Origin of the sequence: Thiohalorhabdus sp., from assembly GCF_036628635.1 — a bacterium.
GTDB lineage: Bacteria > Pseudomonadota > Gammaproteobacteria > Thiohalorhabdales > Thiohalorhabdaceae > Thiohalorhabdus.
Window position 1 is genome coordinate 1 of sequence record NZ_JAZKRM010000009.1, and the last position, 19,167, is coordinate 19,167.

The following is a 19,167-nucleotide window of genomic DNA, read 5'->3' on the forward strand; positions in this document are numbered from 1 at the left end:
ATGGTGCCCCGGACTGGATTCGAACCAGTGACCTACGGCTTAGGAGGCCGTCGCTCTATCCTGCTGAGCTACCGGGGCGGAGTCAGGGACATTCCGCGGTTGGGTAACCGCCGGGCTCGTGCAAGTATACCGGCCGAACTGCGCCCGCCCAAACCGTTGGAAAGGATTCGACCATGGAAGCCGCGGACCCTCTCTACCTGCTCGGAGTGGCCATCGGCTTTACCGCCGTTCCCTACTTTGTGATCTACCTGATCTTCGTGCTGGTGACACGCCGGTTGGTGCCCATTCCCTACCTGCTGGGGGGAATGGTGGTAACTGTACTGCTGGGATACGCGGCCAACACCCTGGCACGGAACTGGTTGGGCGAGGACCTGCTCAAGACCCCGGTGCCCCTGCTAAGCGGGGTCATCCTGGCGGCGGCGGTCATCCACCTGGTGGCCAAATGGCAGGGACGCGGCATCGACCAGTAATTCGGGCTCAGCGCCGGGCGCGGAAGAACCCACGCAGCAGCTCGCCGCATTGCCCAGCGAGGACGCCGCCGATGACGTCCGGGTGGTGGTTGAGTCCGGGCAGGGCAAATCCAGCCACCACGCTTTCGGCGGCGCCGCTTTTGGGGTCGGAGGCCCCGTAGACCAACCGCGCCACCCGGGCGTGGACCATGGCCCCAACGCACATCAGGCAGGGCTCCAGGGTGACGTACAGGGTGGCCTCGGGCAGGCGGTAGTTGCCGACCTCGGCGGCTGCCCGGCGCAGGGCGCGGATCTCGGCGTGGCCGGTGGGGTCGTGGCTGCCCCAGGGGGCGTTGCCGGCCGCCGCCAGGAGCTCGCCCTGGTGCACCACCGCCGCCCCTACGGGCACCTCTCCGGCTTCCCCGGCCCTGCGGGCCTCGGCCAGGGCCCGCTCCATCCAGTGCCGGTCGGCGGCCGGCTCGTCCTGCCCCTGGGAGCCGGTCATAGGTGCTGGCGCACCCAGGGCTCGAACTGGTTGGCCTGCATGGCCCCGGCGACCCGGTCAACTTCCTGGCCGCCCCGGAACAGGATGATGGTGGGGATGGAGCGGATGCCGAAGCGCCCGGCGGTCTGCGGGTTCTGGTCCACCTCCATCTTGGCCACACGCACATGCGGGCTCAAATTGCGGGCGGCGGCGTCCACCACCGGGGCCATGGTTTGACAAGGGCCGCACCAGCCGGCCCAGAAATCCACAACCACCGGCAGGTCGCAGCGCTCCACCTGCTTGGCGAAAGTGCTGTCGGTGACCGTCAGCGGCTTCTCCGGCACCAGGGCCCCGCCGCAGCGGCCGCATACCGGCTCCTGCGAAAGCCGGTCCGGGGGCACCCGGTTAACCGCGCCGCACGCGGGGCAAGGGATGTGGACGGCCGTTTCCTTCCTCAAAGCCATGGCTTCCCTCCGTATCCGGTGCTCCCCTAGAATTGGGGACGCACCGCCGTGGTGGCAATGCCCGCCTTAGCCACCTGCGGCTGTCTCCGGTAGACTACGCGGCCCAATGGGCCACGGAGGCAACCGGTTGCCCGACAGCACCTCGCCGCCAAGCGCGGACTCCAGCGGATCCGGCCAGCGGACCGACGCCACCGAGCGGCGGGCCCTCGCCCTGGCGGGGGTCTTCCAGGCCGCCGGTCTGGTCCAGGAGAACGCCCGCAAGGGCACTATCAGTCACGAGACCGCCCGCGACGCGAGCATTGCCAGTGTCTTCGTCACCGATCCGGAGTCGGTGGCGAACGTCTACGGAGGCCTGAGCGGCGTCCGCCTGGGCCTGACCCTCCTCCGGGACCAGCTTCGCGGCCCCCAGACCGGGCGCCAGCAGGCCGACCTGGAGCTGGCCCGCTACGTCATCGGCCTTACCGCTCTGGAGCGCAAGCTCTCGGCAAAGCCTGGGGGCCTCGGTCAGCTTGGTGAGGGCATCGAGGCGGCCCGCCGCACCTTCGATCATTTCGGCCCGGACCACCCCAATGTCGCCAACCGCCTGGCCGACATCTACAGCGAGCACGTAAGCGCCCTGGGACCCCGCATTGTAGTCCGGGGCGAGAGCGACATCCTCAGCGACCCCGACCAGGTGGCCCGGGTGCGTGCCCTTCTTTTGGCCGGCCTGCGCTCGGCCGTGCTGTGGCGCCAACAGGGCGGCCGGCGATGGCACCTGCTCCTGGCCCGCGGTCGCTACCAGGCAGCCGCGGAACGGCTGCTGAGTGAGCTTACCCTCTGAAAGACTGCTATTGTTGAAAAAGGGTCCGGTCATCCGCATATGCCCCTTGGCATATTCCAGGAGGATACTCCAAATGCTCACTCAAACCGCGAATTTCACCCTTGGCGACATCGTCAGACACCAGCACAAGCAATACCGGGGCATTGTCATCGACGTGGACCCCGAGTTCGACGGTCCCGAAGCGTGGTACGAATCGGGTGCCGAGGGCCGGCCGCCGCGCGAGCAGCCCTGGTACAGCCTCCTTGTGGACGAGTCCGAGCAGGTAGCCTATGTGGCCGAACAGAGCCTGGAGAGCGACGACACCGAGGAGCCCGTGTCCCATCCGGGCATGGCCGGCCTGATCGGCGAATACCACCACGGCCGCTATACGGTCCACCAGACCCTAAACTGACCCGACCTCCCCCGCCGCGACAAAGCCCCGCCGTTTGGCGGGGCTTTTTTACGTGGGCAGAGCAGACCGGTCCGACCGGTCATTCCCACTCGATGGTGCCCGGCGGCTTGGAGGAGACGTCATAGACCACCCGGTTGATCCCGGGCACCTCGTTGCTGATGCGGTTGGCGATACGGCCAAGCAGGTCGTAGGGCAGCCGCGCCCAGTCGGCGGTCATGCCGTCCACCGACTCCACCGCCCGCAGGCAAACGGCGTTCTCGTAGGTGCGTTGGTCCCCCATGACGCCCACGCTCTGGACCGGTAACAGCACGGCGAAGCTCTGCCAGATGCGCTCGTAAAGCCCCGCCTCCTTGACCTCCTCGAGGACGATGGCGTCGGCCTCGCGCAGGGGCACCAGCTTGTCCCGGTCCACCGCACCCAGACAGCGGATGGCCAGGCCCGGGCCCGGGAAGGGCTGGCGGTTGACCATCTCTTCGGGCATGCCCAGCTCGCGGCCGAGCTCGCGCACCTCGTCCTTGAACAGCTCCCGCAGCGGCTCTACCAGCCCGAGCTGCATGCGCTCGGGCAGGCCGCCCACATTGTGGTGGGACTTGATGGTGGCGGACGGGCCGCCGATGGGCGAGACCGACTCGATGACGTCGGGATAGAGGGTGCCCTGGGCCAGGAAATCGGCCCCGCCGAGGGCGGCGGCCTCCTCCTCGAAGACCTCGATGAAGGTGTTGCCGATGATGCGGCGCTTCTCCTCCGGATCATCAATACCGGCCAGGCGGTCCAGGAAGCGGTCGGAGGCGTCCACGTAGCGCAGGGGGATCTCGTACCAGTCGCGGAACACCTTCTGGACCCGCTCGGCCTCGCCCTTACGCAGCAGGCCGTTGTTCACGAAGATGCAGGTGAGCTGATCACGGATGGCGCGATGGGTGAGCACCGAGGCCACGGCGGAGTCGACACCGCCGGACAGCGCCGAGATCACCTTGCCCTGCCCCACCTGGCTGCGGATGCGCTGAGCCTCGAGCTCGATGAACGAGCCCATGGTCCATTGGCCATGGCAGCCGCACTCGCCGCGAACGAAGTTCTCCAGGATCTCGGAGCCGCGCGGGGTGTGGGCCACCTCCGGGTGGAACTGCAGGGCGTACAAGTGCCGGTCAGGATCGCCGATGGCCGCCAACGGCGAGTTGTCGGTGTGGGCTAGCGCCAGGAAGCCGGCGGGCAGCTCGGCAATGCGGTCGCCGTGGCTCATCCACACCTCGGTGGCCTCATCGGTGCCCAGGCCGCGGAAGGGCCCCTCGGGGGCGTCCACATGCAGCAGGGCACGGCCGTACTCGCGCCGGGCCGCTTCCTCTACCCGGCCACCGAGCTGGTGCGTCATCAGCTGCATGCCGTAGCAGATGCCGAGCACCGGCACGCCCAGCTCGAACACGCCGGGATCCACGGTGGGTGCCTCCGGGTCGAGAACTGACTCCGGACCGCCGGACAGGATGATGCCCGCCGGGGCGAAGTCGCGGATGGCGACCAGGGAATCCGTATAGGGGTGAATCTCACAGTAGACCCGGCTCTCGCGCACCCGGCGGGCGATGAGCTGGGTGTACTGGCTGCCGAAGTCGAGGACGAGGATGCGCTCGGCATGGAGGGCGTCGGTGGTCTCGGTCATGGCGGGGCGGGACTACCCTGATGCTGCCTGGTTGGTAATGCCGGAGGGTCCGGAATCGAGGACTCCTTGATGCTCTTGAAGGGCGGAGTACCCGCCACTGCAAAAAACTGGCCTCGGGACACCCTCAGTCCGTATGGTAGTTGGGGGATTCCTTGGTGATGGTCACGTCGTGGACGTGCCCTTCGCGGAAGCCGGCGCCGGTGATCTGGATGAACTCGGGCTGGGTGCGCATCTGCTGTATATCCCGGCAGCCAGTGTAGCCCATGGCCGAGCGCAACCCCCCCACCAGCTGGCGCAGAACGTTGCCCATGGCCCCCTTGTAGGGGACGCGGCCCTCCACGCCTTCGGGCACCAGCTTGTTGGCTTCGGTTACCTCGCCCTGGCCGTAGCGGTCCTTGGAACCGGCCTGCATGGCGCCGATGGAGCCCATGCCGCGGTAGGTCTTGTAGGAACGGCCCTGGTACAGCTCCACCTCGCCCGGGGACTCCTCGGTACCGGCCAGGAGGCTGCCAACCATGACGCAATCGGCGCCGGCGGCCACCGACTTGGCCAGGTCCCCGGAAAAGCGGATGCCGCCATCGGCCACCATGGGCACCCCGGTGCCTTCCAGGGCCTCGGCCACATCGGCGATGGCGGTGATCTGGGGCACGCCCACCCCGGCCACTACCCGAGTGGTGCAGATGGAGCCGGGGCCGATGCCCACCTTGACGCCGTCGGCCCCGGCCTCGACCAGGTCGCGGGCGGCATCGCCGGTGGCGATGTTGCCCCCCATGACCTCCACATTCGGGAAGCTGCGCTTGACCCAGGCCACCCAGTCCATCACGCCGCTGGTGTGGCCATGGGCGGTGTCCACCACGATGAGGTCGACCCCGGCCGAGACCAGCGCCTCCACCCGTTCGGCGGTATCCGGCGAGGTACCGACGGCGGCGGCCACCCGCAGGCGGCCCTGGTCGTCCTTGGCCGCCAGGGGGTGCTCGGTGGACTTCTCGATGTCCTTGACCGTGATCATGCCGCGCAGGTGGAAGTCGTCATTGACCACCAGCAGCTTCTCGATGCGGTGGTGGTGGAGCAAGCGCTTGGCCTCCTCCAGGGTGGTGCCCTCCTGCACCGTGACCAGGTCGGCGCCCCCGGTCATCAGCTCGGAAACCGGCCGGTCGAGGCCGCTTTCGAAGCGCAGGTCGCGGTTGGTCAGGATGCCCACCAGCCGGTCACCCTCGGTGACGGGGATGCCGGTAATGCGGTGTTCCCGCATGAGATCCACCGCCTCGTTCAGGGGCGCGTCCGGGACGATTGTGACCGGATCCTTGATAACCCCGCTCTCGAACTTCTTGACCTTCTGCACCTCGGCGGCATGCTCGGCGGCGGTCATGTTGCGGTGGATCACGCCTATGCCGCCTTCCTGGGCGACGGTGATAGCGGCCCGTCCCTCGGTCACGGTATCCATGGCGGCCGAGACCAGCGGCAGGTTGAGCCGAATGTTGCGGGTAATCCGGGAGGCTAGGTCGGCGTCCTTGGGCAGGACGTCGGAATAGGCGGGCAGCAAGAGGACATCGTCGAAGGTGAGCGCGGTTTGGGTACGCAGCCGCATAGCAGGAGTCTCCATCGCACCGACGGGCTCGGGATAAACGATTTATTTTATCGGTTCCCGACCCGGCAGGCAACGCGGCCGGCGGCGTGCTAGGGTCGGGCCTTCGCCGCCAAGGAGGACCACCGTGGCCGCCGACCATCCCTCCCCGCCCTCCGCCGAAGAGGCCACCGTCTACACCGTTTCCCGTCTCAACCACGAGGCGCGCGGCCTGCTCGAGGCGAGCTTCCCCTTGTTGTGGGTGGAGGGCGAGCTATCCAACGTCTCGCGGCCCGCCAGCGGCCACCTCTATTTCTCGCTCAAGGATGAGCGTGCCCAGGTGCGCTGTGCCATGTTCCGCGGCCGCAACCGGCTGCTGCGGTTCGAGCCGGAAGGGGGCATGCACGTGCGGCTGCGCGCCCAGGTAAGCCTGTACACCGCCCGCGGCGATTTCCAGCTGATCGTGGAGCACGTGGAGGAGGCCGGTGAGGGCGCCCTGCAGCGGGCCTTCGAGGAGCTCAAGCGCAAGCTGGCGGCGGAGGGTCTGTTCGCCGATGAGATCAAGCGTCCCCTGCCCGCCCTGCCCCGCCGCATCGGCATTATCACCTCGCCCACCGGCGCCGCCATACGGGACGTCCTAACCACCCTGGGTCGGCGCTTTCCCGGGCTGCCGGTGGTTCTCTACCCGGTTCCGGTCCAGGGCAAGGAGGCCGCCCCCGCCATTGCGCGCGCGCTGGAGACGGCCAACCAGCGGGCGGAATGCGACGTGCTCATCCTGACCCGCGGCGGCGGCAGCCTGGAGGACCTTTGGTCCTTCAACGAGCCGGAGCTGGCCCGGGCCATCCGGGCCAGCGACCTGCCGGTGGTGGTGGGCGTGGGCCACGAGGTGGATGTCACCATCGCCGATCACGCGGCGGACCTGCGCGCGCCCACCCCAACCGGTGCCGCGGAGCGAGTGGCCCCCGACCGCCAGGTCCTCAACCGGCGGCTGGCCACCGCCCGGCAACGACTGGAGCGGGCCGGGGAGCGCCGCCTCCAGGACCGGGCCCAGCGGCTGGACCAGACCCGCCGTCGGCTGGTCCACCCCGGCCGCCGACTGCGGGAGCTGCGCCAGCGCAACATGGACGACCGCCTGCGGCTTGCCCGCGCCCTGCAGCGCAACCTGGCCCTCCACCGCCAGCGGCTAACGGGGCTGACCACCCGCCTCCAACGGGCCGGGCCGGCCGTCCGCCTGCCCAGGGAGCAGACCCGGATCGACCAGCTTCGGACCCGACTGGTCCGGGCCGTGCGCCACGAGGCGCTCCCCCGGCGGCGCCAGAGGCTGCAGGGAATGGCGCGCCAACTGGAGGCCGTCAGCCCCCTGGGTACCCTGGCCCGCGGCTACGCCATCGCCCGAAGGGACGGCCAGATCTTGCGCCGCGCCGACCAGGCCGCGGTCGGCGCGGCGGTCAACGTGCAGCTTGGGCAGGGGAGCTTGGATTGCCGGGTTGAAGGAAAGCGTGAGGAGTGAGGGGTGAAGCGCAAAGGCCACGGCGCTATCCACAGATGACCCAGATGGCCGCAAATGGGAGGCCCTTCCCTAAACGAAAACTAGCGAAGCCCCCTTCATCCAAGCAGGATTGGACTCGTCGTAATCTGCGTTCATCTGAGTCATCTGCGGATTACGCCTTTCGACGTCGCCTCTGACGTTACACCTAACCCCTCACTCCTCACGCCTCACTTCCGCCGCTTCTTGCCGGCCACCCGCTTGGGCGGGTTCTTGTGCCGCGCCCGGCCCTTGTAAGGGCTCTCCTGGCTGCGGAATGCCAGCCGCAGGGGCACCCCCTCCATACTGAAGGCGTCGCGGAACTGGCGCTCCAGGTAGCGCAGGTAATGGTCCGGCAGGCTGCCGGTGCGCGTGCCGTGGATGACCACCGTGGGCGGGCGCTTGCCGCCCTGGTGGGCGTAGCGGAGCTTGGGCCGGAAGCCGCTACGGTAAGGCGGCGGATGGCTGTCCACGGCCTGGCGCAAAACGCGGTTGAGTTCGTTGGTGGACAGCTCCGCGGTGAATGCGGCGTACACCCGCTGCGCGGTCTCCAGCAGATGGCCGACGTTGGTCCCGTACTTGGCGGAGATCTTGAGCTCGGGGGCGAAGTCGAGGAGGTTGGCCAGCTTGATGTCCAGGGTCCGGCGGGCCACCTCCTTCTGCTCGGCGTCCAGGCCGTCCCATTTGTTCACCGTGAGCACCGTGCCTCGCCCAGCGTCCAGGACCAGCCGGGCCAGACGGGCGTCCTGATCGGTGATGCCCTCCTGGGCATCCACCAGCAGGAAGACCACATCGGCGGTCTCCATGGCCTGGATGGCCTTGAGCGTGGAAAAACGCTCCAGCCCTTCCTTGATGCGCGAGCGGCGGCGGACCCCGGCGGTATCCACCAAAGTGTAGCTCTGGCGGTCGCGCTCGAGCACCGAATGGACGGCGTCGCGGGTCGTCCCCGGCTGATCAAAGGTGATCACGCGTGCCTCGCCCAACAGGGCGTTGACCAGGGTGGACTTGCCCACATTGGGCCGGCCCACCACCGCGATCCGAATACCGGGCAGGTCCTCGCCCTCCTCCGGGGCTGCCGGCGGCAGGCGCTCCTCCACCAGGCGCACCAGCCGCCCCACCCCCCGGCCGTGGGTGGCGGAAATGGGCAGGGGCTCGCCCAGGCCCAGGCCGTGGAACTCAGCGCTGATGACGGCCGGGTCCTGGTCCTCACTCTTGTTCACCGCCACCAGCACCGGCACCTCCAGGCGCCGCAGCCCCTCGGCGATGGCGGCGTCCTCGGGATGGAGACCGAGGCCACCGTCCACCAAAAACACCACCATCTCGGCGTCTTGGATGGCCTGACGCGCCTGCTCATCGGCCAGCCCGGCGACGCCGTCGGTGGCCTCGCTCTCCAGGCCGCCGGTATCCACCAGCAGGAAATCCTGCTCGCCATAGTCGCAATGGCCGTAGATGCGATCCCGGGTCACCCCGGGATGGTCGGAAACCAGGGCGTCACGGGTCCGGGTCAGGCGGTTGAACAGGGTGGACTTGCCCACATTGGGCCGGCCAACGAGGGCGACGATAGGCTTCATGGGGTCATGTGCTTAGGTTCGGAAAACGCAAGGAAGGGCCTTCGGGCCCGGGCACCCAGCCTACCACGGACTTCGGCGGGGCCATGCCGGCCCCTCCGGAACCGCAGGCCGTTGGGTTAGGGTGCTATTCGGGCAAGCCGACGCGGTTGAGGGTCCCCTGGTCCGTCAGGACCAGCAGGCCGCCCCCTTCCAGGGGCAAGGGCGGACCGTGGATGGCACTGGGGCCGATCTGGATCTGGCCGAGGACGCGCCCACCGGCGCGCTCGAACCAGGTAACCCGGCCGTCGGCGTCGGCCACCACCACGGCGCGGTCGGTTACCACGGGGGGGGACAGTGACCCGGCGTCGCGCAGCACTTCCTGCGTCCACATGGTGCCTCCGTTGCGACGCTCCAGAGCCATCACATCGCCCTCCGCGGTGGTCAAGAAGACCCGCTCAGCGGTCACCACGGGATCGTTGTGGACGGAAAAGCTCCGTTGCCACAGCTGCTGGCCGTCATCCGCGTTCAAGGCCACCACCGAGCCGTGATAGGCCGCCCCGATGACCGTCCCGTCCACCACCTGCGGCGCGGCATCCACGTCCACCATGCGCTCGAGCTCGGTGCGCCCGCTAGGAGAGGCCATGGTGTGGCGCCAGGCGGGCTTGCCGTCGCCGCTTTCCAGGGCCACCAGCTCGCCGGTGGAGAACCCGGTGAACACCCGGCCCCGATGGAATGCCGGCCGGGACGCGCCCCGGAGGGACAGCCCCTTCCCCTCCACGTTGAACGACCAGCGGGTGCCACCATCGGCGGTCCGCAAGGCCCACAGGAAGTCGTCGGCGGTGCCCACGAACACCATCCCGGAGGCTATCCGGGGCACCGTTACCACCTCAGAGGAAACCTGGCTCCGCCAAAGGGTTTCGCCGCTTTCGGCGTCCACCGCCAAAACCCATCCAGCCCCCGTACCCACGATAACCCGGCCGCCATCGGTAACGGCCGGTCCGGCGGGGATCCGACCCTCCAGGTCACGGACCCAGCGAACAGCGCCGGATTCGGAATCCACGGCCGCCAGCCGCCCTGACCGGGTGCCAACGAAGGCCACACCCTCCTGGGCGGCCATGCGGGCGGCCGCGTAGGGCCGAATGGACCAGCGGGTGAACAGGGGCAGGGCCCAGGAGCGATAGGGACTGAAAGCCGGGGACTCCTCGGTCGGCTGGGCTTTCGCATCCGACAGGGCGGGACCGGCGAGGATCAGCACCGCGGCCATACCGGCGAAGACCAAGGACCTGGGGATCATGCGCCGTCCCCTTCATCCGGCGCCCCGCCGCTGCCCGGTAGCTGGTCGATCCGGGACTCCAGACCGGAGCGAAGGGCTTCGGCCCCGGGCTGCTTGAGGGCCCGCTTGTAAGCCGAGCGCGCCTGCCGGGGCCGGTCGGCGGCGGCAAGGAGGTCGCCACGGAGCTGGAAATAGGAAGGCTGATACGCGGTGCCGGCGATCTCTTCCAGGCTCGCCAGGGCGCCTTCCACGTCACCTTGCTCCCAATGGATCCGGGCCGCCTCCTCCACGGCCACCTGACGGGCCTCGGAGTGGCCGGACTGCCCCCCTACCACCGGTTCCAGAAGGGCAAGCGCCCCCTCGGGGTCGCCGTCGGCGTGCAGCAGCCGGGCCCGCAGGACCCGGCCCATGGTGGCATAGGTTGTACCGCCGTACTCGGTGACCAATGTCTTGAAGGCCTGGCGGGCATCCCCGCTTAGGCCCTCGGTCAAAGCCGCCACGCCATCCTGGTAGTGGCTCGAGGCCTCCACCTGCTGGGCCTTTTGATGGCGAGCGTAGCCCCAGCCCGCCGCAGCGCCCGCCACGACCGCCACGGCAAGGACCGCGAGCAGGTAACGATGGCGATAGGCGAATTCCTTGACCGCCGCCAGCCGGCGGCCCTCTTCCAGATCCAGGTCCTCTTCCAAGCTCGTCTCCTTGGCCCTACGGGGTTCGTGGCGGCGGAGGGCGGCATTATACGCGGTAAGGCGGCCCTGCCCATGGCCCCTACCGACCCGCCGGGGGATAAGGGATTATGAACACGCCACCCGGCTCAGACGGCGCGCCGGCAGGCAACCTCACGGCCGCGCCCCAGATCATAGGCCTGGAAGTCCCACCGGGCGCAGGCCGGCTCCGCCTCCGGACATCGCGGGTAGAACGGGCATTGGCCTTCCGCCGCACGCTTGGCCGCGGCGGGGATGCGGGAGTCGCGGCGACGGCGGGCTCCCGGCAGGGCCGCCAGCAGGCCCCGCGTATAGGGATGGGCGGGGCTATGGAACAAGGCCTCGGCCGGAGCCGCCTCAACAATTCGACCGCCGTACATCACGGCCACCCGGTCGCACAGGTGGCGCACGACCCCTAGGTCGTGGCTTATGAACAGATAGGCCAGGCCCATATCCCGCTGCAGGTCCGTGAGCAGGTTCAGGATCTGGGCCTGGATGGACACGTCGAGCGCCGATATGGGCTCGTCGCAGATAATAAGGCGCGGCTCCATGGCCAGGGCCCGAGCGATGCCGATGCGCTGGCGCTGACCGCCGGAGAACTGGTGCGGGAATTTGTCGGCGGCCTCCGGGCTGAGGCCGCAGCGTTCGAGGACATCCGCGACACGCCGCCGGCGGCTGCCCCGATCACCCACGCCATGGATGGCGAGGCCCTCTGCCACGATCCGGCCAACCCGCATGCGCGGGTCGAGACTGGCGAAGGGGTCCTGGAAGACGACCTGGAGATCCCGGCGGGCCGCGCGCAAGCTCCTTGCCCCTGCAGTAGTGAGCTCGGTGCCCGCGAAGCGCACACTGCCGGCATCGGGCTCCAGCAGGCGGAGGGCCGCGCGAGCCAAGGTGGATTTGCCGCAGCCCGACTCCCCCACCAGCCCCACGGTCTCCCCGGGGGCCACAGTAAGGTCGACGTCCTGCACCGCCCAGAAGGTCTCGCCCCTACGCCCCCAGGGGCCGCGGCTCGCAAAGCCCTTCGACAGGCCTTCCAGCTCCAGCAAGGCATTCAATGCCAAATCTCCGGCCCAACGCGGTCCGCAAACAGGCAACGGCTGGCGTGGCCCTGGCGCTCCACCAGAGGGATGGGCTCCCGGCGGCAGCGTGGCTGCGCCAGGGGGCAGCGATCGGCGAAGCGGCAGTGGTCGGGCAAATGGCCCATCTCCGGGACCTTGCCCCCGAGGGCGGGTAGGCGCTCGCCCGGTCGGGCGCGCCCGGGGATGGCCTCCATCAGCCCGGTGGTATAGGGATGACGGGGATCGGCCAGGACCCTTCCAGCGGGCCCGTGCTCCACAATTTGGCCGGCGTACATGACCGCGATTTGGTCAGCGATCTCCTCGGCCACCCCGAAGTCGTGGGTGATGAACAGCAGCCCCATGCCGTGCTCGGCTCGCAGATCGGCCAGAAGCTCCAGGATCTGGCCCTGGATGGTGACATCCAGGGCCGTGGTGGGCTCGTCGGCGATGAGAACGTCCGGTTTGCAGGCCAGGGCCATGGCGACCATAACCCGCTGGCGCTGACCGCCGGAGAGCTCGTCGGGATAGGCCCTAAGGCGCTGGCCGGGATCGGGGATGCCTACCTGCTCCAGGAGCTCGCCGGCTCTTCGCCAGGCCTCCCTACGGTCAAGGCCGCGATGGAGGCGGAGGGGCTCAGTGACCTGGCGCCCCACGGTGAACACCGGATTGAGGCTGGTCATGGGCTCCTGGAAGATCATGGCCAAGGCGTCACCGCGAAGCCGTCGCCATTGGGCGGGGCTGGCCCCACCGATCTCCCGACCCTGGAACCGGATACTGCCGGAACGGATACAGCCCCCTTCGGGCAAAAGCCCCATGCAGGCCAGGGCGGTCATGGACTTGCCGCAGCCCGACTCCCCCACCAGGCACAAGGTCTCCCCTGCCCTTAGACTGAGGCTGACGTCGTCCACGGGAATCTGGCTCCCCGTGGCGTCCAGGCTGACGGTCAGCCCGTCCAGGGCGAGCACGGCATCCGTGGCACGGCTAGCCGATGCGGGTGCGGACAATTTCGGCCGCCTCCCCCCGGGCCACGCTCTGCTGGTCCCCGGTGACCAGATCGCGAATCAGCACTGTGCCGTCGGCCATCTCCTGCTCGCCGATCACAAGCGACACCGGAGCGCCGCTGCGGTCCGCCTTCTTGAGCTGGCTCTTCAAGCTACCCCCGCCGCAGTTGTACCAAACCCTCAACCCGCGGTCGCGGAGATTCTCGGCCAGGGCCAGGGCCGAGGCTTCCACCCCGGTCCCCAGAGGCGCCAGGAAGGCATCGGGCGCCTTTCCGGGGATGCGCTCGTCGTCCATGAGCGCCAGGAGGCGCTCGATGCCCAGGGCAAAGCCCACCGCCGGCGTCGATGGGCCGCCGATCTCCGTAACCAGGCCGTCGTAACGGCCGCCAGCCACCACGGTGGCCTGAGCCCCCAGTTGGTCGCTGGTCCACTCGAATACGGTATCGGTATAGTAGTCAAGACCGCGCACCAGCCGCGGATTGTGCTCGTAGGGGACACCGGCGGCGTCGAGCAGGTTCCGGACCCGGTCGAAATGGGCCTGGCTAACCTCCCCCAGGTGATCGCTGATCGCCGGTGCATCGCGCACCACCGCCTGACAGCCCTCCACCTTGCAGTCCAAGACCCGCATGGGGTTGCGGGGAATGCGCTGCCGGCAGGTGTCACACAGCTGGTCCTGCCGAGCCTCCAGAAAATCGATCAGAACCGCGCGATAGGCCCGCCGGTCCTCGGGTTTGCCGAGGGAGTTAAGTTGCAGGTTTAACCCGCCGACACCCAGGTCGCTGAGCAGGCGGCGGGCCATGAGGATCTGCTCGACGTCCATATCCGCGGTCTCGGCCCCGAAGGCCTCCACTCCTACCTGGTGGAACTGCCGATAGCGCCCCTTCTGGGGGCGCTCGTGGCGGAACATGGGACCGATGTAGTAGAGGCGGTGGGTCTGGCCGCGGAAAAGACCCGCGGTGATACCAGCGCGAACGCAACCAGCGGTTCCCTCCGGGCGAAGCGCCAGGGTGTCGCCGCCGGTATCCTCGAAGGTATACATTTCCTTCTCGACGATGTCCGTATCCTCGCCGATGGAACGCGCGAAAAGCTCCAGGCGCTCCAAATGCGGGAACCGGACTTCCGCGTAGCCGTAGCCCTCCAGGACGCGCCGTGCCTCCTTCTCCAGATGCTGCCAGGCGGGGGTCTCATCCGGCAGGACATCGTTCATCCCGCGCACAGGACGGATCTTGTCGGCCATTACTGCTCCATTGCCGATGTCGCCGTCGGCCCCTCCCCGGTCTCGTCATCCTCTGCCTCCTCCGCCGCCTTCTTGCGGGCCACGTAATCGCGCACAGTCCGCTCGACTCGGTCCACCAGGGATTCGTTATCGACCTTATAGTCCGGCTCGCCGTCGATGTAGACCAGGTTCTGGCCGCCGCCGGTAACCCCGACGTCGGCTTCCTTGGCCTCGCCCACGCCATTGACCACGCACCCGATAATGGAGACGTTGAGGTTCTCGTTGACGTCCTCGAGCCGGGCCTCGAGCTCGTTGACGCTATCAATGACATTGAACTCCTGCCGGGAGCAGCTCGGGCAGGCAATGATGTTCACACCGCGGTGACGCAGATGCAGACTCTTGAGGATATCGAACCCGACCTTAACCTCCTCCACCGGATCCGCCGCCAGGGAAACCCGCAGGGTATCGCCGATGCCGTCCGCCAGCAGCATGCCCAGGCCCACCGAGGAGCGGACGGTGCCCATGCGGAGGCTGCCGGCCTCGGTAATGCCGAGGTGGAAGGGATAATCCACCTGGGTGGCCAGCTTGCGATAGGCCTCGACCGCCAGGAACACGTCCGAGGCCTTGAGGCTGATCTTGGTGTCGTAGAAGCCGTGGCTCTCCAGGATCTCCAGGTGGCGCTGGGCCGATTCCACCATGGCGTCGGCGTTGGGCTCGCTGTACTTCTCCAGAAGCCGTTTCTCTAGAGAGCCAGCGTTGACCCCTACCCGAATGGGGACACCGTTGTGCTTGGCGGCATCCACTACCGCGGCCACCCGCTCCCGCTTACCGATGTTCCCCGGGTTGATGCGGAGGCAATCGACGCCCAGGTCGGCTACCTGCAAGGCGATCCGGTAATCGTAATGAATGTCGGCGATCAGCGCGACATCGGGCACCTGTTCGCGGATGCGGCCGAAGGCTTCGCCGGCCTCCTTGGTGGGGACGGAAACCCGCACAATGTCGGCGCCGGCATTGGCCACCTGCTGGATCTGGCCCACGGTGGCGTCCACGTCGCAGGTATCAGTGTTGGTCATGGTCTGGACGGCGATGGGCGCATCCCCGCCGACTGGAACCGAGCCCACTTGGATCTGCCGCGTCTTTCGACGATGGATCCCCCACATATAGTTCAAGCTCCCTTTCCGGCTGGATGCCTCCAGACGGTTTGGCCATCGGGCATCAGGATTTGTTCAAGTCGACCCGGCTCGGGTCCACCTCGAACTTGCTCGAAAGCAGCCGGGGCCTCCGTTTCTCAGGAAGCCCCAGCGCCGTTTTCATCCATCGGGGCGGGCTCTCGGGAGGAGCCTGCTTCCCCGCCCTGATCAGGGGGCCCATGGGGCGCCACTTCCGACTCGGGAATAGTCGGGGAGTCGGCGTCCACGTTCAGACCCACCACTTCCCCCCGACCGCCCAGCGGTCCGAGGGGCTCACCCTCGAAATAGAGCTGAACCCCCGCGGCATTCCCCACCTTGACCTGAAAAGGGGCCTTTCCGTAAAGGCGGACATCGCGGCCCTCCTTGACCAGGCGTCGCAACAGGGTCCGGCCCCGGTCGTCCGCAACCTCAAGCCAAGAATCGGCCCAGGTATGGACCCGTAGGGTCTCGAGATCCTCGGGCTTTACCGCTTGTTCGTCTCCGTTGCGACCGGGTAGCTCCGGCAGGCTGGGTCCTTCCAGACCCGGACCGGTCAAGACATCCCCTTCCGGCCGGGGGGCCTCGGCCGTTTCCCCGGCGGTTTGCGATTGGTCCCCCGCTTCCTCTTCGCCTGAGGCTTCGCCCTCCGCGTCCGTGCCGCCAGCCGGGGCCGTATCTTGAGGGGGCGGCGGGGATTCCACCAACTGCTGGTTTTCCGACGGCGGCTCGGGATCGGGCGAAGATGGGGAATCAGACGCGACCGAGCCCTCCCCGCCGCCGGAACCCTCCTCCTCCTCCGCGGTGGGCTCTGGGGTCGCCTCGCTTTCATCCGCCCTGGCAGCCGCATCCTCTTCCACCTCCGACGAAACCTTGGCGGCGGTGGACTCGGTTCCGGACGACGAGGACGACTGGTTCAAAAGGGCAGGCTCCTGGCTCTCACCCACCAGCCAGAGGGTGACCACAGTAACCACCAGCAGCAACGCCAAGCTGACCCAAACAACGCGCCAGGGATGTTCGATCAGGGGCCGCTCGGGGGCCGGCACCAGGGGAGACTCATCCTCGTCACCGGTCTCCCCGCTGCCTTCGGGAAGCTGGTCATAGGCGGCCATGACTTCCTCCGGGGGAATTCCCACGGCTGCCGCGTAATTGCGCAGGTAACCGCGAACGTAGGCTTCACCCGGAAGCCGGTGAAAGGCCTCAGCCTCCAGCGACCGCACCTGGTCCACCGAAAGGCGCAGCTCATCCGACATATCCTGGGGACTGCGCCCCATGGCCTCGCGCGCCCGGCTCAGGCGCTCGCCCGGACCTGGCCCTTGTTCCTGTCCGTCATGGGTCGCCATGTGCTCTCCCTACCCCCTTTCGTTGCGATCGCCCGGTCTCATGAGCCCTGCCTGCCTGCCAGCTCCTCCATCATGCGTTGAGCACGGGTCGCCGCCTGGCTTTCCGGGGCGAGCTCAGCCACTTTGGTGAGATGCTTGCGGGCCGTCTGGTCCTCACCAGCCTCCAGGGCTAGCTCACCTGCCAGCAAGTGCCCCGAGACGCTTTCCGGATTCCGGCCCAGTAACCGGGCTACTTGGTCACGGGCCTGCGATGGGCGGCCCTGATCCCGAAGCAGTCGAGCCAACTCAAGCCGGGCGGGGGGGTATTCGGCTCGCAGTTCCAATGCGGTCCGAAGCATCTCCTCGGCCTTATCCGCCTCACCCTGCCGCCGGGCCAGCCAAGCCAGGTTGTAATAGGCGTTTTCGGGCCGGTTGTACAAGGGGTCTTCCAGAGCCTTCCGGAACTGTTTGCGGGCCCGCTCGTAGGAGCCATTCTGGGCCAGGAAGGTACCGAAGTTGTTGAGGACCTGCGGGTTCTTGGCATCAAGGCCGAGGGCCTGCTCAAAGGCCTGCTGGGCCTTTTGATCGAAGCCAAGCCGCTGATAGGTCAACCCCATTACATTGTGGATGCGGGGATCGTCATCCTTGAGCGACCTGGCCTCCTTGAGCTTTTCCAAGGCCTTGCGGGGCTTGCCTTGGCGCAGGTGGGCAGTCCCCAGCTCCAGGTAGATCTGGGCCTGATTTTTACCCTCATCAGGGCTCCCCCGCTCGGGGCTGCTGGCACAGCCTGCCGCCCACAGAAGGACCAGGGTAAGCGCCAGGAGACCCCCCACCTGCCGCGGGCGCATCATGCGCGAACCTCCCGATCCACCTGGCCCTGGAGCTGGCCGCAGGCCGCATCGATGTCCTCGCCGCGTGGCGTTCGGGTGACAGCAACAGTGCCGTGGTCCAAGAGAATGGCCCGGAAACGATCAATGGCCGACGGGGTAGAGCGCTCGAACTCCGCCTGCGGAAACGGATTGAATGGGATCAGATTAACCTTGGCGGGGATATTCCTGAGCAGGTGGGCCAACTGATGGGCCTCCTGAGGGGAGTCATTGACACCGTCAAGCATGACGTACTCGAACGTTATGCGCCGCCCAGGCGGCAAGGGATAGTCCCGGCAAGCCTGGAGCAGCCGCTCCAGCGGATAGGTCTGATTGATGGGAACAATACGGTCCCGCACCGGATCACTGACCGCATGCAGGGAGATGGCCAGATTGACCGGCGTGTCCTGACCGAGACGCTCGATCTTGGGAACAACCCCCACCGTGGATACAGTAATCCGGCGACGGGATAAACCATAGGCCAGATCGTCCATGATCACATTGATGGTGTGGAGGACGGCGTCGTAGTTGAGCAGCGGCTCGCCCATGCCCATGAATACCACGTTGGTCAGCCGATCCCCGACCCGGGCCCGGGCATGACGGACCTGGGCGAGGATCTCCGCCGGCGCCAGATTGCGCTGGAAGCCCCCGTAGCCGGTGGCGCAGAACTTGCAATCCAGGGGGCAACCGGCCTGGGAAGAGATGCACAGGGTACCCCTGTGGCCGCCCTTCGGCGCCCCCACCAAGTCTTTTTGGTCCGGCGAAACGGAGCGGTGGTCATCCTCGGGGATGAACACCGCCTCCACGGCGTTGCCGTCCCCCATTCCCAGCAGCCACTTGATGGTGCCATCAAAGGAGCGCTGTTCCGAAAGCACCCGGGGCTCGGTAAGCCCCACCTCCTCGGCCAGCCTAGTTCGCAGGGCCTTGGGCAGATCGGTCATGGTTTCGAAATCCGACACCCCCCGCTGGTGGAGCCATTGCATGACCTGCTTGGCCCGGAAGGGCTTCTCCCCGATGTCGGCGAAGAAGGCCTCCAGGCCGGGGCGGTCCAGCCCCACCAGATCGGCGGGACCCTCCGTAGCCGCTCGGGAGGTACGGCGGGATGTGACGGCCTCGGTGGTGCTCATTCGCGGTCGAAGATCTCCAGCCGGTTGAAGAAGAAGGCCGTTTCGGTGACGGCGGTTTCGGGGCTGTCCGAGCCGTGCACGGCGTTGGCGTCGATGGTGGTGGCGAAATCCGCGCGAATGGTACCCGGCTCGGCCTCCTGGGGATTGGTGGCGCCCATCAGCTCCCGGTTGCGGGCGATGGCGTCCTCGCCTTCCAGGATGGCAACCACCACCGGCCCGGAGATCATGAACGCCACCAGGTCGTTGTAGAAGGGCTTGTCGGCATGGACCGCGTAGAAGGCCTGGGCCTGCTCACGCGTCATCCGAACCATCTTCATAGCCTTGACGCGCAGGCCGTTGCTCTCGAAGCGGGATAGGATGGTCCCGATGGCGTCCTTGCCAACCGCGTCGGGCTTAATGATGGAAAGGGTCTGCTCGATTGCCATGCCGTCTCCGTTGAGTAGCGTTGCACCCGGTCAAACCGGGGTTTAAGGGCAATTTGGAAGGCGCCAAGCCTACCCCATCGGGCCCCTGTTTGGCCAATGCGGCGAGCCGGGAGC

The 19,167-nt window shown here is 67.6% G+C and carries 19 protein-coding genes and 1 tRNA gene; 4 read left to right on the forward strand and 16 right to left on the reverse strand.

Annotated features, from left to right (window positions below; translation table 11 throughout):
- Position 1: 1 nt before the first annotated feature.
- Positions 2–78: transfer RNA gene (locus V5A19_RS04590), tRNA-Arg, on the reverse strand.
- A gap of 95 nt (positions 79–173) precedes the next feature.
- Between V5A19_RS04590 and V5A19_RS04595 the strand changes: the two genes are divergently transcribed.
- Positions 174–470 carry a hypothetical protein gene (locus V5A19_RS04595; RefSeq protein ID WP_332318070.1) on the forward strand — a complete coding sequence of 99 codons (297 nt, stop codon included), beginning with the start codon at positions 174–176 and terminating at the stop codon, positions 468–470.
- Positions 471–477: 7 nt separating this feature from the next.
- Here V5A19_RS04595 and tadA read toward each other — a convergent pair whose 3' ends face one another.
- On the reverse strand, positions 478–954 hold the full coding sequence (gene tadA, locus V5A19_RS04600) for a tRNA adenosine(34) deaminase TadA (protein WP_332318071.1): 477 nt from the start codon (positions 952–954) through the stop codon (positions 478–480).
- The gene (trxC, locus tag V5A19_RS04605; protein ID WP_332318072.1) at positions 951–1,397 is read right to left on the reverse strand and encodes a thioredoxin TrxC; all 447 of its coding nucleotides are present in this window, start codon (positions 1,395–1,397) and stop codon (positions 951–953) included. Before trxC ends, tadA begins: the two co-directional genes overlap by 4 nt.
- Positions 1,398–1,524: 127 nt before the next feature.
- On the opposite strand from trxC, the gene hflD reads away from it, so the two are divergent.
- On the forward strand, positions 1,525–2,217 hold the full coding sequence (gene hflD / locus V5A19_RS04610; RefSeq protein ID WP_332318073.1) for a high frequency lysogenization protein HflD: 693 nt from the start codon (positions 1,525–1,527) through the stop codon (positions 2,215–2,217).
- Positions 2,218–2,290: 73 nt separating this feature from the next.
- Positions 2,291–2,608, forward strand: coding sequence for a heat shock protein HspQ (hspQ, locus tag V5A19_RS04615; protein ID WP_332318074.1), 318 nt, complete (start codon positions 2,291–2,293; stop codon positions 2,606–2,608).
- 79 nt (positions 2,609–2,687) lie between these two features.
- Here hspQ and guaA read toward each other — a convergent pair whose 3' ends face one another.
- Positions 2,688–4,256 carry a glutamine-hydrolyzing GMP synthase gene (gene guaA, locus V5A19_RS04620; protein WP_332318075.1) on the reverse strand — a complete coding sequence of 523 codons (1,569 nt, stop codon included), beginning with the start codon at positions 4,254–4,256 and terminating at the stop codon, positions 2,688–2,690.
- 124 nt (positions 4,257–4,380) lie between these two features.
- Entirely contained in the window at positions 4,381–5,844 is a 1,464-nt protein-coding gene (gene guaB, locus V5A19_RS04625) for an IMP dehydrogenase (RefSeq protein WP_332318076.1), read from the reverse strand.
- Positions 5,845–5,968: 124 nt separating this feature from the next.
- Here guaB and xseA point away from each other — a divergent pair, with 124 nt between their 5' ends.
- Positions 5,969–7,330, forward strand: a complete 1,362-nt coding sequence (gene xseA, locus V5A19_RS04630; RefSeq protein ID WP_332318077.1) for an exodeoxyribonuclease VII large subunit — start codon at positions 5,969–5,971, stop codon at positions 7,328–7,330.
- A gap of 206 nt (positions 7,331–7,536) precedes the next feature.
- Here xseA and der read toward each other — a convergent pair whose 3' ends face one another.
- The 11 genes from der to ndk all read right to left on the reverse strand — a co-directional run bounded on the left by der (position 7,537) and on the right by ndk (position 19,053).
- Positions 7,537–8,916: a ribosome biogenesis GTPase Der gene (gene der / locus V5A19_RS04635; RefSeq protein WP_332318078.1), complete on the reverse strand. Its 1,380-nt coding sequence runs from the start codon at positions 8,914–8,916 to the stop codon at positions 7,537–7,539.
- A gap of 124 nt (positions 8,917–9,040) precedes the next feature.
- Entirely contained in the window at positions 9,041–10,189 is a 1,149-nt protein-coding gene (gene bamB / locus V5A19_RS04640; protein WP_332318079.1) for an outer membrane protein assembly factor BamB, read from the reverse strand.
- Positions 10,186–10,854, reverse strand: coding sequence for a YfgM family protein (locus V5A19_RS04645; RefSeq protein WP_332318080.1), 669 nt, complete (start codon positions 10,852–10,854; stop codon positions 10,186–10,188). Before V5A19_RS04645 ends, bamB begins: the two co-directional genes overlap by 4 nt.
- 125 nt (positions 10,855–10,979) lie before the next feature.
- The gene (locus V5A19_RS04650; RefSeq protein ID WP_332318081.1) at positions 10,980–11,927 is read right to left on the reverse strand and encodes an ABC transporter ATP-binding protein; all 948 of its coding nucleotides are present in this window, start codon (positions 11,925–11,927) and stop codon (positions 10,980–10,982) included.
- Positions 11,924–12,934 carry an ABC transporter ATP-binding protein gene (locus V5A19_RS04655; RefSeq protein ID WP_332318082.1) on the reverse strand — a complete coding sequence of 337 codons (1,011 nt, stop codon included), beginning with the start codon at positions 12,932–12,934 and terminating at the stop codon, positions 11,924–11,926. The genes V5A19_RS04650 and V5A19_RS04655 overlap by 4 nt, the downstream gene beginning before the upstream one ends.
- Entirely contained in the window at positions 12,912–14,168 is a 1,257-nt protein-coding gene (gene hisS, locus V5A19_RS04660; RefSeq protein WP_332318083.1) for a histidine--tRNA ligase, read from the reverse strand. The genes V5A19_RS04655 and hisS overlap by 23 nt, the downstream gene beginning before the upstream one ends.
- The gene (gene ispG, locus V5A19_RS04665) at positions 14,168–15,307 is read right to left on the reverse strand and encodes a flavodoxin-dependent (E)-4-hydroxy-3-methylbut-2-enyl-diphosphate synthase (protein ID WP_332318145.1); all 1,140 of its coding nucleotides are present in this window, start codon (positions 15,305–15,307) and stop codon (positions 14,168–14,170) included. Before ispG ends, hisS begins: the two co-directional genes overlap by 1 nt.
- A 128-nt stretch (positions 15,308–15,435) precedes the next feature.
- Positions 15,436–16,656, reverse strand: a complete 1,221-nt coding sequence (locus V5A19_RS04670) for a helix-turn-helix domain-containing protein (RefSeq protein WP_332318084.1) — start codon at positions 16,654–16,656, stop codon at positions 15,436–15,438.
- Positions 16,657–16,694: 38 nt separating this feature from the next.
- Positions 16,695–17,486 carry a type IV pilus biogenesis/stability protein PilW gene (pilW, locus tag V5A19_RS04675; protein ID WP_332318085.1) on the reverse strand — a complete coding sequence of 264 codons (792 nt, stop codon included), beginning with the start codon at positions 17,484–17,486 and terminating at the stop codon, positions 16,695–16,697.
- A complete protein-coding gene (gene rlmN, locus V5A19_RS04680; protein WP_332318086.1) occupies positions 17,483–18,628 on the reverse strand; it encodes a 23S rRNA (adenine(2503)-C(2))-methyltransferase RlmN in 1,146 nt (381 codons plus the stop codon). Before rlmN ends, pilW begins: the two co-directional genes overlap by 4 nt.
- Complete coding sequence (gene ndk / locus V5A19_RS04685) at positions 18,625–19,053, reverse strand: nucleoside-diphosphate kinase (protein ID WP_332318087.1); 429 nt, start codon at positions 19,051–19,053, stop codon at positions 18,625–18,627. The genes rlmN and ndk overlap by 4 nt, the downstream gene beginning before the upstream one ends.
- Positions 19,054–19,167 lie beyond the last annotated feature (114 nt).